General features: G+C 57.8%; 13 protein-coding genes. All 13 read left to right on the plus strand.

Annotated features, from left to right (window positions below; genetic code table 11):
* Positions 1 to 102 precede the first annotated feature (102 nt).
* The 13 genes from NKI70_RS32360 to NKI70_RS32420 all read left to right on the plus strand — a co-directional run bounded on the left by NKI70_RS32360 (position 103) and on the right by NKI70_RS32420 (position 13,677).
* Positions 103 to 1,077, plus strand: coding sequence for an N-acetylglucosamine kinase (locus NKI70_RS32360; protein ID WP_352726163.1), 975 nt, complete (start codon positions 103 to 105; stop codon positions 1,075 to 1,077).
* Positions 1,074 to 2,087 carry an SIS domain-containing protein gene (locus NKI70_RS32365; RefSeq protein ID WP_352625349.1) on the plus strand — a complete coding sequence of 338 codons (1,014 nt, stop codon included), beginning with the start codon at positions 1,074 to 1,076 and terminating at the stop codon, positions 2,085 to 2,087. The genes NKI70_RS32360 and NKI70_RS32365 overlap by 4 nt, the downstream gene beginning before the upstream one ends.
* Positions 2,088 to 2,225: 138 nt before the next feature.
* Positions 2,226 to 3,104: a carbohydrate ABC transporter permease gene (locus tag NKI70_RS32370; RefSeq protein WP_352693673.1), complete on the plus strand. Its 879-nt coding sequence runs from the start codon at positions 2,226 to 2,228 to the stop codon at positions 3,102 to 3,104.
* 119 nt (positions 3,105 to 3,223) lie between these two features.
* Positions 3,224 to 3,931 carry a carbohydrate ABC transporter permease gene (locus tag NKI70_RS32375; RefSeq protein ID WP_352530979.1) on the plus strand — a complete coding sequence of 236 codons (708 nt, stop codon included), beginning with the start codon at positions 3,224 to 3,226 and terminating at the stop codon, positions 3,929 to 3,931.
* Between the two features lie 24 nt (positions 3,932 to 3,955).
* Complete coding sequence (locus tag NKI70_RS32380) at positions 3,956 to 5,257, plus strand: ABC transporter substrate-binding protein (protein ID WP_352530977.1); 1,302 nt, start codon at positions 3,956 to 3,958, stop codon at positions 5,255 to 5,257.
* Positions 5,258 to 5,337: 80 nt separating this feature from the next.
* Positions 5,338 to 6,816 carry a sulfatase family protein gene (locus tag NKI70_RS32385; RefSeq protein WP_352579675.1) on the plus strand — a complete coding sequence of 493 codons (1,479 nt, stop codon included), beginning with the start codon at positions 5,338 to 5,340 and terminating at the stop codon, positions 6,814 to 6,816.
* A gap of 135 nt (positions 6,817 to 6,951) precedes the next feature.
* The gene (locus tag NKI70_RS32390; RefSeq protein WP_352579676.1) at positions 6,952 to 7,791 is read left to right on the plus strand and encodes a MurR/RpiR family transcriptional regulator; all 840 of its coding nucleotides are present in this window, start codon (positions 6,952 to 6,954) and stop codon (positions 7,789 to 7,791) included.
* Positions 7,792 to 7,866: 75 nt separating this feature from the next.
* Complete coding sequence (locus tag NKI70_RS32395; RefSeq protein WP_352693667.1) at positions 7,867 to 9,015, plus strand: ABC transporter ATP-binding protein; 1,149 nt, start codon at positions 7,867 to 7,869, stop codon at positions 9,013 to 9,015.
* 1 nt (position 9,016) lies between these two features.
* Positions 9,017 to 9,967 carry a carbohydrate ABC transporter permease gene (locus NKI70_RS32400; RefSeq protein ID WP_352726166.1) on the plus strand — a complete coding sequence of 317 codons (951 nt, stop codon included), beginning with the start codon at positions 9,017 to 9,019 and terminating at the stop codon, positions 9,965 to 9,967.
* Between the two features lie 2 nt (positions 9,968 to 9,969).
* Entirely contained in the window at positions 9,970 to 10,803 is an 834-nt protein-coding gene (locus NKI70_RS32405; protein WP_352579683.1) for a carbohydrate ABC transporter permease, read from the plus strand.
* Between the two features lie 40 nt (positions 10,804 to 10,843).
* The gene (locus NKI70_RS32410) at positions 10,844 to 12,100 is read left to right on the plus strand and encodes an ABC transporter substrate-binding protein (protein WP_352726168.1); all 1,257 of its coding nucleotides are present in this window, start codon (positions 10,844 to 10,846) and stop codon (positions 12,098 to 12,100) included.
* A 60-nt stretch (positions 12,101 to 12,160) separates the two neighbouring features.
* Positions 12,161 to 12,970, plus strand: coding sequence for a phosphodiesterase (locus tag NKI70_RS32415; RefSeq protein ID WP_352579680.1), 810 nt, complete (start codon positions 12,161 to 12,163; stop codon positions 12,968 to 12,970).
* Positions 12,967 to 13,677, plus strand: a complete 711-nt coding sequence (locus NKI70_RS32420) for an HAD family hydrolase (protein WP_352726170.1) — start codon at positions 12,967 to 12,969, stop codon at positions 13,675 to 13,677. Before NKI70_RS32415 ends, NKI70_RS32420 begins: the two co-directional genes overlap by 4 nt.
* Positions 13,678 to 14,000: the final 323 nt, after the last annotated feature.

Genomic DNA, 14,000 nt, shown 5'->3' on the forward strand with positions numbered 1-14,000 from the left:
CCGACCGACCCCAATCACCGGACGTCGTTATGATGAAAAAAATCATCTTTCATCAGAGTTGAGATAGTGATATTCTCCGCCGCCAAACTGGAAACGCGGTTGATGCACGCGACTACGAACAGAGATGAAGAGATGTGTTCTATCTCGATCGGTGTCGATATCGGTGGCACCAAAACGCATTTGAGGGGGTGCTCGGACCAGGGTACGGCCCGCGACCTGATCGTGCCAACCAGTGAGTGGCGCTCTGGTGCCTGTGACCACAATATCCCTGGACTCATCGCGCTAGTCCGCCGGTTTGCTGCTGACGCCACGCCCAACAGCATCGCGATTGGCTCTCATGGATGCGATGACGATGCCGAGTGCGGCCTGCTTCAGCAGCAACTGTCGAATCATTTCGCCTGTCCCTTAAAGGTCGTCAATGATGCGGAGCTTTTGCCCGTCACCATGGGATTTTCCAGCGGAATAGGTGTCGTCGCGGGCACTGGCTCGATCGCAGTCGCTCGCGACGATAGCGGCAAAATGCATGTCGCAGGCGGCTGGGGATGGGCAATCGGAGACGAAGGGAGCGCACCTGGTTTGATGCGGGAAGCGGGCCGTGCGGTGCGGTTACATATTGATTTGGGGGGCGCCAGGACGGAGCCCCTTGTAGAGGCACTTTGTGAAACCTTTGGGCTGACCAGCCCCACAAACATCGGCACTTCAATCGCGCAGGAAGGCAGCGCGTCCGCTCTGGGCCGCCACGCACCCGTAGTCTTCAAGGCAGCCAATGCCGGTTCGCTGTTGGCCAAACGCGTCATCAACGAGGGTGCCTCTGCCTTGGCTCAGCTGGTCCACCATCTGATGTTAGGCGGCGTGCACGACAAACATGTTGTGGTGGGCGGTGGGGTCATTCTTGCTCAACCGTTTTTAGCCGACGCATTTTCTCACGAAATTGCCAGCCGCTTCGGGGCCACAGTAGCCGTCACTTTCCTTAACAGGCCGCCGGTCTTGGGAGCCTGCCTCATGGCGCAGCAACTTCGCACGGGTGGGGCCAGCACTGAAGGTCCAATCATGCCTCAACACAAGGATGTTCAATGACTTACAGATCGGCGATTGCCCGTCAGCCTGATCAGTTTCGCCATGCGTTGGAAGTTGTCCGACCGCAGCTTCGGAAACTTGATCTTTCCCAATTCAAAAACGGAACTTTGGTCGTTACAGGGATAGGCGCGAGTTACGAAGCTGCGGCGGTGGTGACCGGCGAACTTCAGCGTCGCGGTAGGCGGGCAAATACCTGGCGCGCTGTCGATCTCGTTGAGCCGGGAGATCCTGGCGATTCCATTATCGTGCTTTCTGTCGGAGGAAGGAGCGTCGAGCCCATTGCTGCGCTTAACGTGCACAGTCAGTTGCCGTCCCTTGCAATCACGAATGAAGGCAATGACCCGCTATCGCGCGCCGCTTCAACGGCAATTCGGTATGAGTCCGGGCTGGATTCGCTGCCATCAAGTACCGGCTTCACAGGGTCGCTTTTGGCAGGCGGGCTGCTGGTTGATGCTCTTGGCGGTGGAGAGAGCTTTAATTGGAACGACATTCCCCACATCGCAAGCGAGGTCCTGAAGACCTCGGCGAAGAAAATGGCTCGTGCTGGCGAAATTTTCCGTGACCAGCGAGCCATCGACTGCGTTGGCGCAATATCCGCCTTTGGTACAGCGGGCGAAGCTTGTTTGCTTATTCGTGAGGCTGTCAGGGTTCCGGCAGGCGCCAGCGACACGCTGCACTACTTGCATGGTCCGATGGAATCTATGGATCAGGCGACTGGGATATTGATATTCGGCGATGGTCGCGAAGTGCGGTTGGCGCAGGAGTTAGCCGAAATCGGCTGTGCAGTTCTTCTAGTAACCGCGAGCGAATTGCCTCACGACCACAAAACCCTGACAGTTGTGAAAGTGCCTCCACTGCAGAACCGTGTTGCCCGGGCCATCGTAGACATTCTGCCCGCCCAGCTGCTGGCGGCCGAGCTGTCCGACGCGGCCGGACTTACGGATGTCCCGTTCCGTTATAGCCAAACGGACACAAAGGTTGCGATGGACGAAACGGAAACGCAGATCTGAGCTCGCACGTCCGGACATAACAACGTTCCGGACCTCTTTCCTAGCCGGACTTTTGACGCACTCGGTCCCATTCAGCTCGCCAATGCCAGCCAGGCCAGGCTTTCAACATGGGCATAGACATCAAGGAGGAACGGACCCATGGCATATTCCCGGCTTAATGTGTCCTGGGCGCTGGTTACCCCCGCGATCGGGTTCCTATGCCTTGCGACGTTCGTCCCGATTGCGGCTGTCGTTGCGCTCTCATTCGTGGATTTCAACATCGCCTTCCCCGGAAAGACGACCTTCATCGGCATTTACAATTACACACGCTTCTTGTCCGACGGCCGATTTATCAACGCTGCTTTCGTGACTTTTGCCCTAGTCGTTATGCCCGTCGCGCTTCAACTCCTGTGTGGGTTGGCGCTGGCATTAGCTTTGAAGGAGAAGCTCATCGGTACACGGTGGATGCGAGCAGCTTCCCTGCTTCCCTCCGTAGTACCGCCAGCGGTAGGCGGAATTGTGTGGAAATTGTTTGTCATTCCTGGTGTGGGCGGCCTGTCTTATTTCGCAAGCTTCTTCGGACACAATTTCGACGCCGACTTGCTGGGAGGCAAGGCCTCAGCGCTTGCTACCGTGATCATCGTGTCGGTTTGGTTTGGGGTTCCTATAGTTGCTTTGCTGCTTCTTTCCTCCCTGGATTCAATCCCCGACGAGATTTATGAGGCGGCCAGCCTCGACGGTGCAAGCTGGGCTCAGGCCCAACGGCATATCTCCATACCGCTTGTCTTACCTGCAATGGGAGCCGTTGCAGTATTTCAAGCCTTGGAGGTCCTCGGCATTTTCCCGGTGATTTTCGTGCTGACTGGAGGCGGGCCTGCAGGGGCGACGGAGCCCCTTAACTTCTACGCTTTCCTGAGCGCATTTACATATCTTGACCTCGATTATGCCGCCTCAATTCTCGTGGCGTTCACAGCCACAATCGTCGGGGCTTGCTTTTGGTTTGTTCGCCGAATCTCGGCTGGCCGAGTCGGGGGCTGATCATGCATCGAGACCTTGGACGATACATCTACGGATATGTCATCTGTGCTGCATTCGCGCTATTCCTATTCTCTCCAATCCTGTGGACACTTTCGACATCTCTCAAAGAGCCGACAGAGATGTTTCAATGGCCGCCGGTGATCGTGGGAGAGCCGTCCATTCAGCACTATACCGCGATAATCGCCGACAAGGACTTTTCTTCGGCGCTCATCAATTCAATTGTGGTCTCATGCAGCACCATTGTAGTGACCATGGCGCTTTCGGTCCCGGCGGCATTTGGCATCTCCCATCTGCAGAAGACTTCCATGCGCAGGCTGTTGACGTTGGTATTGGCGCTCCGGGCTGCGCCAGCGATGATTTACATCATCCCCTATTTTCTCTTTTTCCGCCAAGTAGATTTGGTCGACACGAAGATTGCGCTGATCATCGTCAACACCACGTTCGCTATCCCGCTCGCGATTTGGTATTTATCGGCGTTTTTTGACCAAGTTCCTCGTGAAATCGAAGAGGCCGCTACGATAGATGGCGCGTCAACGCTGCAGGTGATGACACTTATCTCGATACCTATTTCCAGGTCCGGCATCTTAGCAACGGCTATATTAGTCTTTATTGGTTCTTGGAACGAGTTTCTTTTCGCGCTGACGCTAACACGCGATAACGCAAAAACTGCAGCCGTCGCAATTCTGAATTTCATGCCGTTTGAGGGAACTGATTGGGGCAAAGCGGCAGCCGCCTGCGTGCTTATGCTGGTTCCGATCGTGGTTTTCGTGCCGTTCGTAAAGAAGTACGTCGCCGGCTCAACAACGACCGGTTCCGTGAAAGGGTGAAACGTTAGCTCAAGGAGAGAAGCAATGAGGTACATCGGAATTCTTGCTGTCGCATTAGGTGTTGCCATTGGCGGGGGAGCATCGGCTCAGCAGCGGTACGACGGCGTAAAGATAAAGATCCTATCGACAAACTCAGCATACGATCTTGAGCTCAAAAAATTTGCGCACGAGTTCACAGAGAAGACCGGCGCTGAAGTGCAGTTCGATCTCTTCGGTTATGCGCCGACCGTTCAGAAGGTGTCGGTCGAGCTCTTGACACGTTCAAACAGCTACGACGTGGTCTACTTAGGGAGCGAGGAGTTCGGGCGATACGCATCTGGCGATATCCTGGAGCCGCTCGACAACTACATCGACATGAAGAGTGCCGATGTACAGGATTTCATCGCTCCCGTGCTTCGCCTGTACAATAAGGACGGCAAACAACTGGCATTGCCGCATTTCGCGGCGACGCAGCTCCTTTACTATCGTCCCGACTTATTGGAGAAGGCCGGTATCAAACAGCCACCACAAACGTGGGAGGAATTCCGCGATGACTGCGAGCTGTTGAAAAAGGCTGATATTCAGTGCACCGCACTAAGAGGGCAACCCGACACCGGTGAGAATATCTGGTTTTGGGGCCAGGTCCTGTATGCTTTCGGCGGCAAATATTTCGCGCACGAACCGGCGGATCTGACGCCCACGGTCAATACACCCGCCGCTGTGGAGGCGCTGAAATGGTACACAGACGTGATGACCAGGTTCACCGTGCCTGGCAGCACCTCAGCAACGTTTGACGACGTCGTCATTGCGATGCAGCAGGGCCGCATTGCAATGACGGTGGAAGGCGCTCCTACTGCCGGCCGCATTCTCGACCCCAAGCTGTCGAAAGTCGTAGGTAAGCTTGGATTCGCTTTGCCGCCCGGCGGAGTAAGTGGGAGGTTCCCGCCATTTGCGGGACAGGCCTATGTCATCCCGGCGGCATCAGAAAACAAGGCAGCCGCAGCCGCATTCCTTCAGTGGGCGACAAGTAAAGATGTGATGAAACGCATTTCACTCGATAGCACCTTTGTCGCGATCACGAGATCGTCCCTGTGGAACGATCCGGAGATACTTGCCAAGCACGACTACAATTATGGCCACGGGTCGTTCGCGGCAACATATGCTGAAACTCTTCGGGTCGCGCCGGAGTGGTATTATCCTCGAATCCCTGAATTCAAGGAGATCGGCGACCGCCTCGGTCGAGCCCTGCAGGAGGCGGTTGTTGGCAGCAAAAGTGCCCAGGCCGCCTTGGATGATGCTCAGACTGAGGCCGTGGATATCTTAAAACGGGCTGGATATTTGAAGTAGTCTTCACGCACCCGGCCACCGGCGCGATTGACGCGCCGGTGGCGAACGAATTAGACCTCTATTGCGTTTGAGGATCAGAGTTGGGCAACTTTAATATTGTCTGGATTTGCAGTGATCAACAACGTTGGGACACGCTGCGGTGTCTCGGGTTCAAGGGCACGCAAACTCCCAATATCGACCGTCTGGCCGCGAGGGGTACAGCATTCGCTCGTGCGTATTGTCAAAGCCCGATCTGCACGCCGAGCCGAACGAGCTTTCTGACGGGGTTGTATCCGATCGCACACCAAGTGCATCAAAACGGCGCCGGCACGTTTCCTTCGCATCTCGTTTTGCTCCCAAAACTGATGGCGAATGCCGGATACTACCCGGGGCACATAGGGAAGCTGCACCTATCTGCCACTCGTGGCATGATAGAAAAGCGCCCCGACGATGGATTTGCCGAGTTCTACTGGAGCCCTGAGCCATTTCCGGAGTGGTCAGGCAACCATGACTATCATGCGTGGATGTGGTCAAAAGGGGTCGATCCCGTAGCCTACTTCAAACCGTATCTTGACCAACATTATGGCCCGGGACCGGCCGCAGAATATCGGCAGGCGCGTTGGGCAGGCGATCGGGCAGAGCGTTTCATCAAGATGCATTCTGGTCGTAATTGGTATTTAGGCATTAATATCGACGCACCTCATCCGCCTCTCAATCCCCCGCCTGACTACCTCAGGCGTTTCAACCCAAGTGATATGCCTGATCCTGTCTTCAGGCCGATCGATCTCGAGCATCAGAAGAAATTTGAACGAGTCGATCAGCAGGCAAAATTCGCGGTGGATCCGTGGCAGGCCGCAGCAGCCGTCGGTCAGGCGCACAATGACGAGATCGCCGGGCCTACGCATGAAGCGCCACCCACGAACTTCGACATTTGGGAGATGAGAGCGGCATATCATGCGGAGGTGGCTCAAGTCGACGATCTAGTCGGCCGGGTACTGGACGCTTTGACGGAAACCGGCCAGCTGGATCGCACCATCATTGTCTTCATGAGCGATCATGGTGACATGATGGGTGACCACGGCCTGCTCTACAAAGGCTGCCGTTTCTATGAGGGTCTGGTGCATGTCCCGCTTATGATTTCCGTGCCCGGCAGCTCAGCCCAAGGATCGGTGTCGAATGCACTCGTCGAGCTGGTTGATATTGCACCCACATTGCTCTCGTTGTCGGGTCTTGAGATCCCCAGCGCTATGCAGGGGCTGTCACTCGACCAGATGCTGCTTGGCAACACCTCATTGGAATACCACAAGCCGTACGTGGTCAGCGAGTATCACAATTCTCTCCGATTCCACGGGAGCCGGGGGTCACGCGCATCAATGTACTATGATGGACGCTATAAGCTAAATGTATATCATGATGTTGGAATAGGAGAGTTGTTCGATCATAAAGAAGACCCCAATGAGCACTATGATCTCTGGGATAGCGCCCATCAGAGGGGCTTGAAATGCGACCTTTTAGGGCGCAGCTTTTCCGCTATGATGCTCAGAAGTGGATCCGGCCCGAACAGAATTGAGGACTACTAGTCTTCCCAGTCGGGCGAGCACTGGCTAGTCCTGTTCTCCCAATCTCGAAGTCGGCCCCTGGTCGCGCGCGCTTCGGAAGCCAATCGTCGGACGGGTCGATGGCATTTGGCTCTCTTTTCTGCGGCTTCATAAGGTATGGGTATCATGACGATGAGCATTAACTCACCCGCCGCGACAGCGGCAGAGCGCGAGAGCATCTTATCTGGCTTGCAGGAAGACATCGATCATCTGCCGAATGCGCTCGCTCGGATCGCCAAATACATCCTGGAAAATCCTGAGAAAGTGTTGCACCACTCGGTCGGGGAACTAGGCGAATTCGCGGGTAGTGGGGAAGCCAGCATTTTGAGGCTTTGCCGCCAGATCGGCTTTTCCGGCTTTCGCGATTTCAAGCTGGCGCTGGCGGCAGAGATTGGCCGCCCCAGGCCTCCATCCACCGCCGCGCAGCAGCCCAACGCCGCCCTACAAACCTTGCACGACACGATGGCTCGGAATCTAGGGATCGCACACAGCAATGCCGATCTCGAGGCCCTCGAGAAGCTCGCAGAAGTGATTGCGGCGAGCAGAAGGATAGATCTTTACGGAGCAGGAATGTCGGGCGTGACGGGAGAACTGCTCGCCTATCGGCTCTTGCGAGTTGGGCTTACGGCGCTGGCGTTCAGAAACTCCAACATGGCTCACGAAGTCGCCAACGGACTCAGTCCCGGATGCGTGGCGATCGGCCTTTCGATATCCGGCCTCACCGTTGATACGGTTCAGTTCCTCAAGGGCGCCCGCTCCGCAGGGGCACTGACCGTCGCCATCACCAACCGCGCCCGTAGCCCGCTCGGCAAGTCGGCGGACTTCATCTTGCAGGCCTCCGGCCTTGACGACCATCCGATCGGCGGCACGCTGACCCCGATGATCGGCAAGATCTTCGTGATCGAAAGCCTGATGCTGGCACTGGGAAAGGCGATGGAGAAATCGGTTGCGAAATGAAATTAAACTCCGTATTGTCATGATAATGAAATAAAGCTCCATTAAGCCCTGTCGCCAACCGAAAGGGAACTCGGAATGGCTGCGTTGGATCTCCACATTGACAATGTCGGCAAGCGGTATGGCGCGACTGATGTGCTTCGCGGCGTCTGTCTAAGGATTGCTGCCGGGGAATTTGTGACACTGCTTGGGCCCTCCGGCTGCGGCAAGTCCACGCTTCTTCGCATAATAGCAGGGCTGGAGCGCGCGGATCAGGGCCACGTGCGTGCAGGGGGCAAGGCGCTGGATACCGTGGCGCCGAAGGACCGCGACCTAGCCTTCGTGTTCCAGAGCTACGCCCTTTATCCGCATCTAAGTGTGTACGACAACATCGCAGCCCCGCTGGTCATGCGCGAGCTGACCAGCTTGGAACGGCTTCCGGTGATTGGCGGCCTGCTGCCAGGGGCCGGCCAACGCAATCGCTCGATCGAGGAGCGGGTCCGTCAAACATCGGCGCTGCTCAAGCTCGATGCGCTGCTCGACCGCCGGCCGGCGGAGCTTTCGGGTGGACAGCGCCAGCGCGTGGCTTTGGGACGCGCTATGGTGCGCAAGCCGAAGATCTTCCTGATGGATGAACCCTTGGCAAATCTGGACGCAGCGTTGCGCATTCATACGCGTGGCGAAATCGCGCGGCTCCACAAGGAAATGCAAACGACGACTATCTTCGTTACCCATGACCAGGCCGAGGCGGCCGCACTTTCCGACCGTGTCGCCGTCATTTTTGGCGGCGAGCTGCGCCAAGTTGCAGCCCCTGCCGATCTTTATCGCGAACCCGTCGATCTCGATGTTGCCCGGTTCCTGGCCCAGCCATTCCTGAACGAGGTCGAGGTGGCCGCCCCTGTCGGCGGCGCGCTCATCATCGACAGCAGTAGGATCATCATTCGCGATGCGCTCGGATCCGGACAGGCCGGAACGCTGGCCTTTCGGCCGGAGCATGCATCCCTCGTCGACAGGGACCGACCGGGCGCCCTGCCGGTTTGCGTCACGCGCATCGAGCATGCAGGGATGGACGCTCACGTCTTTGTCCATGCCGGGGCAGGCGCTGAGTTCGTCGCCCGGATTTCGGCCGAGCGAGCACAATCACTGCGTGGCGGCGACAACTTGGGACTGACCATCGACTCGGAAAAGGCATGGTTCTTTCCTTGGGACGGCTCGCGCCAGAGTCGCGATCACAGCAGGGTAGCCTGATATGGCCGTGGTCGACGACAATCCGATCGGTCGCTTGGCTCAGAACATTTCAGGCGGCTACCGCCCTGCTCGCGCCCAGGCACAAGCCGGAATGATCCTGGCCACACCCGCGACGCTGCTGCTTGCCGCTCTTGTCATCGGGCCCACCGTTCTAGTTTTCTTTCTGTCTTTTACAGATGCTTCGCTTGGTTTGGCCGGTGTCCGGTTCATCGGGCTTGCGAACTATACGCGCATGCTGACGGACCCAGGCTTTGCTCAGAGCCTGCGCAACACCGCGCTCTATGTGGTTGTGGTCGTGCCGACATCAATCGGGTGGGGCCTGCTGGTTGCTCTCTTGATCGCGCGGTCACGATTTGCCATCGTCTATCGCACCGCCTACTTCCTACCGGTGGCCGCGACCCTGGTCGCTCTCGCAACCGCGTGGGAAGCGATCCTGCATCCAAGTCTCGGCTTCGCCAACTCATTGCTGCAGCTTTTGGGCGCATCGCCGGTCAGCTTCCTGTCCGATCCCTCGACGGCCATGTATGCGCTCTCGGCGATCGGCGTCTGGCAGCTGGTCGGCTTCAACATGATACTTTTCATGGCCGGTCTTTCAACCATTCCGGAGGAGCTCTACGAAGCCGCGGCGATCGACGGAGCGGACACGGGGCTGAAGCGCTTCCTGCTGGTGACTTGGCCGATGCTGGCGCCGGTGACGCTGTTCGTCACCGTAATGACAATCATCCGCGCCTTTTCGGTCTTCGAAACGGTTGCAGTCCTCACACAGGGCGGCCCGATGAAGTCCACCTCCGTCATTCTCTACACATTCTATGAAGAGGGCTTCCGCTTTTTCCGGGTGGGGTATGCGTCAGCGATCTCCGTGTCTTTCTTCGTCTTCGTGACTTTCCTGTCGCTCGTCCAGATGCACGTCTCCGAGCGCCGGGCGCGCTGGAAAGCAAGTGGAGGTCGATGATGATGATCCTGGCGCAATCTTCCGCATCCCGCATTGCCTTGCATGCCGTGCTTGTGACCGGCGCGATCATAATGGTCTTCCCTTTTGTGTGGATGATCCTTGCCTCTATGACTCCACAGAGCGAGATTTTCGACGGCAGCCTGCTGCCAACCCCGACCCTTAACGGCGCGATTGACAATTACAGCACCGCGCTTTCGGCAATTCCGCTTCTTCGGTTCATGGGAAATGGCTTTGTCGTGTGCCTGACAATTCTTGTGTTGCAGGTCGCGATCGCCATCCCGTGTGGCTATGCGATGGCCAAGCTATCCTTCCCCGGCCGCCCAATTCTGCTTGCGGCCGTCCTTCTCGGTCTTCTGGTGCCGGTGCAGATACCAACGATCCCGATCTACATAGCGCTGGCGAAATCCGGGCTGCTCGACAGCTATGCCGCGCTGGTTCTGCCCTGGATCATTTCGGTATTTGCCATCTTCCTGTTCCGGCAGTTCTTCGTGACTTTTCCCGACGAGGTGCTCGACGCGGCGCGGCTGGACGGTTTCAGCGAGCTCTCGATCGCCCGGCGGATCATGCTGCCTGCAGCATGGCCGGCCGTCGCTTCCTTCTCGATCTTCTCTGTCGTGGCCCATTGGAACGATCTCTATTGGCCACTGGTGGTGATCACCACTCCCGACATGATGACGCCTTCCCTTGGAATTGCCTATTTCCGGCAGGCGGGCGAAGGCGCCGGAAATGTCGGTGCGCTTATGGCCGGGGGCGTTCTCGTGACCGCGCCCTTAGTCGCTCTTTTCCTTCTCATGCAGAAACACTTCATCCGGGGCCTGGTGCTTGGCCGACACTAGCTCCGTTTCCAAACCTCATCTCGAACCTCAGGAGAGCAATGTGAAAACCCTTGCAATGATCCTCGCCGCCGGCATCACTGCCGCGCTGGCAGCCATGCCGGCGCAAGCCGACACAAAACTCGATGTCTATTACGCCTGGCCCGAACACGAAGTAATCCATAAGCCGATTGCCGATCGCTTCATGAAGGACCACCCGGACATCAAGATCAACTTCCGCGTCGCCGCGCCGAGTTATGATGAGGCTGTCCAAACGTTGATCCGCCAGAGCATGGCGGGCGAGTTGCCGGACGTCCACTACGTCGGCTTCAATGTGTTGCGTCCGCTCGTGGCGCGTGGGCTCGTGAAGCCCATCGACGATCTCGCTGCCGCGGATCACCTAGCCGAGAAAGGCTACACGGATCAGGTCCTTTCTCTCGCAACAATCGACGGCCATCTCTACGGTCTTCCGTTCGCCATGTCGACGCCGGTTGTTTACTACAATGCCGATCTCGTGAAGAAGGCGGGTGGCGATCCTGACAAGATCCCAGGCGACTGGGATAGCTTCGTCGAATTTGCCGGCAAAATTGGAGCGCTCGGCAATGGAACGTCCGGCATGTATTACCAACTTGGCTCGGACGACTGGACCACGCAGAACCTGGTGCGCAGCTTCGGCGGACGGATGATGAACGACAAGCAAAGCGACATCGCTTTTGACGGTCCTGCCGGCCAGGCCGCAGTCAAGCTGTTCAAGAGATTCCATACCGCTGGTGCTCAGCCGACGATCGACTCGCGCGCTGCCCAGCAGCTCTTCACTTCCGGCAAACTTGGTTTCTTATTCGCCTCTGCCGGCAGTGTGAGTGGCTTTGAAGCTGATGTTGGAGACCGGTTCAAGCTCCGCACCGCCAAGCAGCCGCTAGGCGTTGAAGATGCGACGATGCCGACGGGCGGCATGGTCGCTGTAATCCTCACCGACGATCCCGCCAAGCGCGCCGCCGCCTGGGAGTACGTCAAGTTCGCGACTGGTCCTGAAGGCCAGAGCATTGTCGTACCTAATACCGGATATATGCCGACGAACACGCTTGCCCTCGACAAGGATCATCTCGGCGCGTTCTACGACAAGCATCCGAATTGGTACACCAGCGTGCTCCAGACGCCCCGCGCCCGCCCGTGGTTCTCTTGGCCCGGTGACAACGGTGTTCAGATCGGCGAGGTCCTACGCGACGAAATGACGGCCATCGCGCTTGGATCCAAGGAACCGGAGGCCGCCCTCGCAGACATGGCGTCCCAGGTTCGCACACTCCTGCCGAAAACCAACTGATCGTCTCGTCCGGGACGCTGCACGCCGTGCGGCGTCTCTCCCTTTTTCGCGGATTTACCAATGAAACTGATCCACTTGACTGATCTCCACCTTGTGCCGGCCGGCGCTATGCTCTTTGGCTTCGATCCGGCCGAGCGAATGCGCAAGACCATCGAGCGCATCAACCGCGATCACGCCGATGCCGAGCTTTGCGTGCTGACCGGCGACCTCACCGACGAGGGAGACTTCGCTTCCTACGAACTGTTACGCGAATTGCTTCAGGAGATGCGCGTGCCCATCCGGCTTCTGCTCGGCAACCACGACAGTCGTCAAAACTTCTTACGCGCTTTCCCCGGCGAGCCGCGCGATAGGAACGGTTTTGTCCAGTCAGTCCATGACACCTCGGTCGGGCGCCTCATCTTCCTCGACACCCTGGTGGAGGGTCTTGGGCATGGCGCGCTGAACGAGGGACGACTGGAATGGCTGTTAGAGCGGCTCACCGAGAGGCCGCAGGCGCCGGCGTACCTCTTCGCCCATCATCCGCTACAGCCGATCGGCCTGCCGCACTTTGAGCCTTGGAATACGGAGAACTGGCGCCAGACTATGCGGGCGATGGTGGGGGCCGGCAATGTGCGGCACGTCTTCCATGGTCATGTGCACGTCGATGTCAGCGGCACCTGGAGCGGCATTCCGTTCAGCGCAAGCCGTGGGGTTGCACATCAGATCATACCACACTTAGCGCGCAGGGATGCGGATTTTGTCGAGGACGCCCCGGCTTTCGACGTCGCACTGATCGACGATGATAGCGTCCTTGTCCACCGTTTCGAAGTCAACGACCGACATGTGGTTGAGGTCTCCGTTGCGGGCCCGGTTCCGAAGGACGTGCAATGAAACAACAGAACCCTTATGAACTGGTCATCTTCGATTGCGACGGCGTTCTGATCGACAGCGAGACGCTGGCAAGTCGCATTGATGCCGAGGAACTTACCCGCATCGGCTATCCCACGTCGTATTCTGATGTGGTTCTGCGCTTTACCGGCCTGTCCTCAGCCACCATGCGGAAGATGATCGAAGAAGACTGGGGCCGCCCTCTCCCCAGCGACTTCGACACCATCGTGCAATCCCGGATTAAGGAAAGCTACCGGACGGAACTGCAAGCCATCAGTGGTATTGACCGGCTCCTGCATCAGTTGTCGTTACCTCGCTGCGTCGCCTCAAGCAGCGGCCCCGACAAGCTGCGACTGGGGCTTGAACTGACGGAGCTTTGGCCGCACTTCCATCCGTACGTGTTCAGCTCCGTCATGGTAAAGGCGGGCAAGCCTGCACCGGACCTGTTCCTGTTCGCTGCGGCTCAAATGGACACTGAGCCGGCGCGCTGCGTCGTGGTGGAGGACAGCATTGCCGGCGTCGGAGCCGGTGTGACCGCTGGGATGACGGTGATCGGTTTCACGGCGGGCGGCCACTGTTTCGAGGACCACGGTCAACGATTGCTCTCAGCCGGCGCTGCTGTCGTCGCGCGATCAGCTGAAGAACTTGGCGTATTGCTGATGACGAGCGAGGTTCAGCCGCGTTCAAAGATCGCAGAAGGGACCCGGTAGTAGCATGTGCTGCAACGCCTTCGTGGCTAGGGAACACACTCGGCCTCCACGAACGTCCACCTTTCGACGCTCATTGCACCCCGGAACGGCTAATAAGCGCGACAGGATGAGGCTGGACCATATCTATTATTCCCGAGCAATGTTTTTGACGCGCCATGTGAGCATCGCGGCAACGCAGATCTGAAGGTTAGCGTAGGGGAGGGGAGGAAATATCCAGATCCCCGTTCGCCACCGCCGAAGCCACCCTCTCATCCAGCGAGCGCAACTGTTCCACGAACAGACACAGGATCGGACGGGCGGCCTCTGGGATGGCGGAGCCATGA

Source organism: Mesorhizobium sp. M0500, assembly GCF_040321165.1.
Classification (GTDB): domain Bacteria; phylum Pseudomonadota; class Alphaproteobacteria; order Rhizobiales; family Rhizobiaceae; genus Mesorhizobium.

Bases quoted from the DNA above. Each gene is read 5' to 3' on its own strand.
- NKI70_RS32360 (WP_352726163.1), top strand. From the start codon at position 103: ATGCACGCGACTACGAACAGAGATGAAGAGATGTGTTCTATCTCGATC.
- NKI70_RS32365 (WP_352625349.1), top strand. From the start codon at position 1,074: ATGACTTACAGATCGGCGATTGCCCGTCAGCCTGATCAGTTTCGCCAT.
- NKI70_RS32370 (WP_352693673.1), top strand. From the start codon at position 2,226: ATGGCATATTCCCGGCTTAATGTGTCCTGGGCGCTGGTTACCCCCGCG.
- NKI70_RS32375 (WP_352530979.1), top strand. From the start codon at position 3,224: ATGTTTCAATGGCCGCCGGTGATCGTGGGAGAGCCGTCCATTCAGCAC.
- NKI70_RS32380 (WP_352530977.1), top strand. From the start codon at position 3,956: ATGAGGTACATCGGAATTCTTGCTGTCGCATTAGGTGTTGCCATTGGC.
- NKI70_RS32390 (WP_352579676.1), top strand. From the start codon at position 6,952: ATGGGTATCATGACGATGAGCATTAACTCACCCGCCGCGACAGCGGCA.
- NKI70_RS32395 (WP_352693667.1), top strand. From the start codon at position 7,867: ATGGCTGCGTTGGATCTCCACATTGACAATGTCGGCAAGCGGTATGGC.
- NKI70_RS32400 (WP_352726166.1), top strand. From the start codon at position 9,017: ATGGCCGTGGTCGACGACAATCCGATCGGTCGCTTGGCTCAGAACATT.
- NKI70_RS32405 (WP_352579683.1), top strand. From the start codon at position 9,970: ATGATCCTGGCGCAATCTTCCGCATCCCGCATTGCCTTGCATGCCGTG.
- NKI70_RS32415 (WP_352579680.1), top strand. From the start codon at position 12,161: ATGAAACTGATCCACTTGACTGATCTCCACCTTGTGCCGGCCGGCGCT.
- NKI70_RS32420 (WP_352726170.1), top strand. From the start codon at position 12,967: ATGAAACAACAGAACCCTTATGAACTGGTCATCTTCGATTGCGACGGC.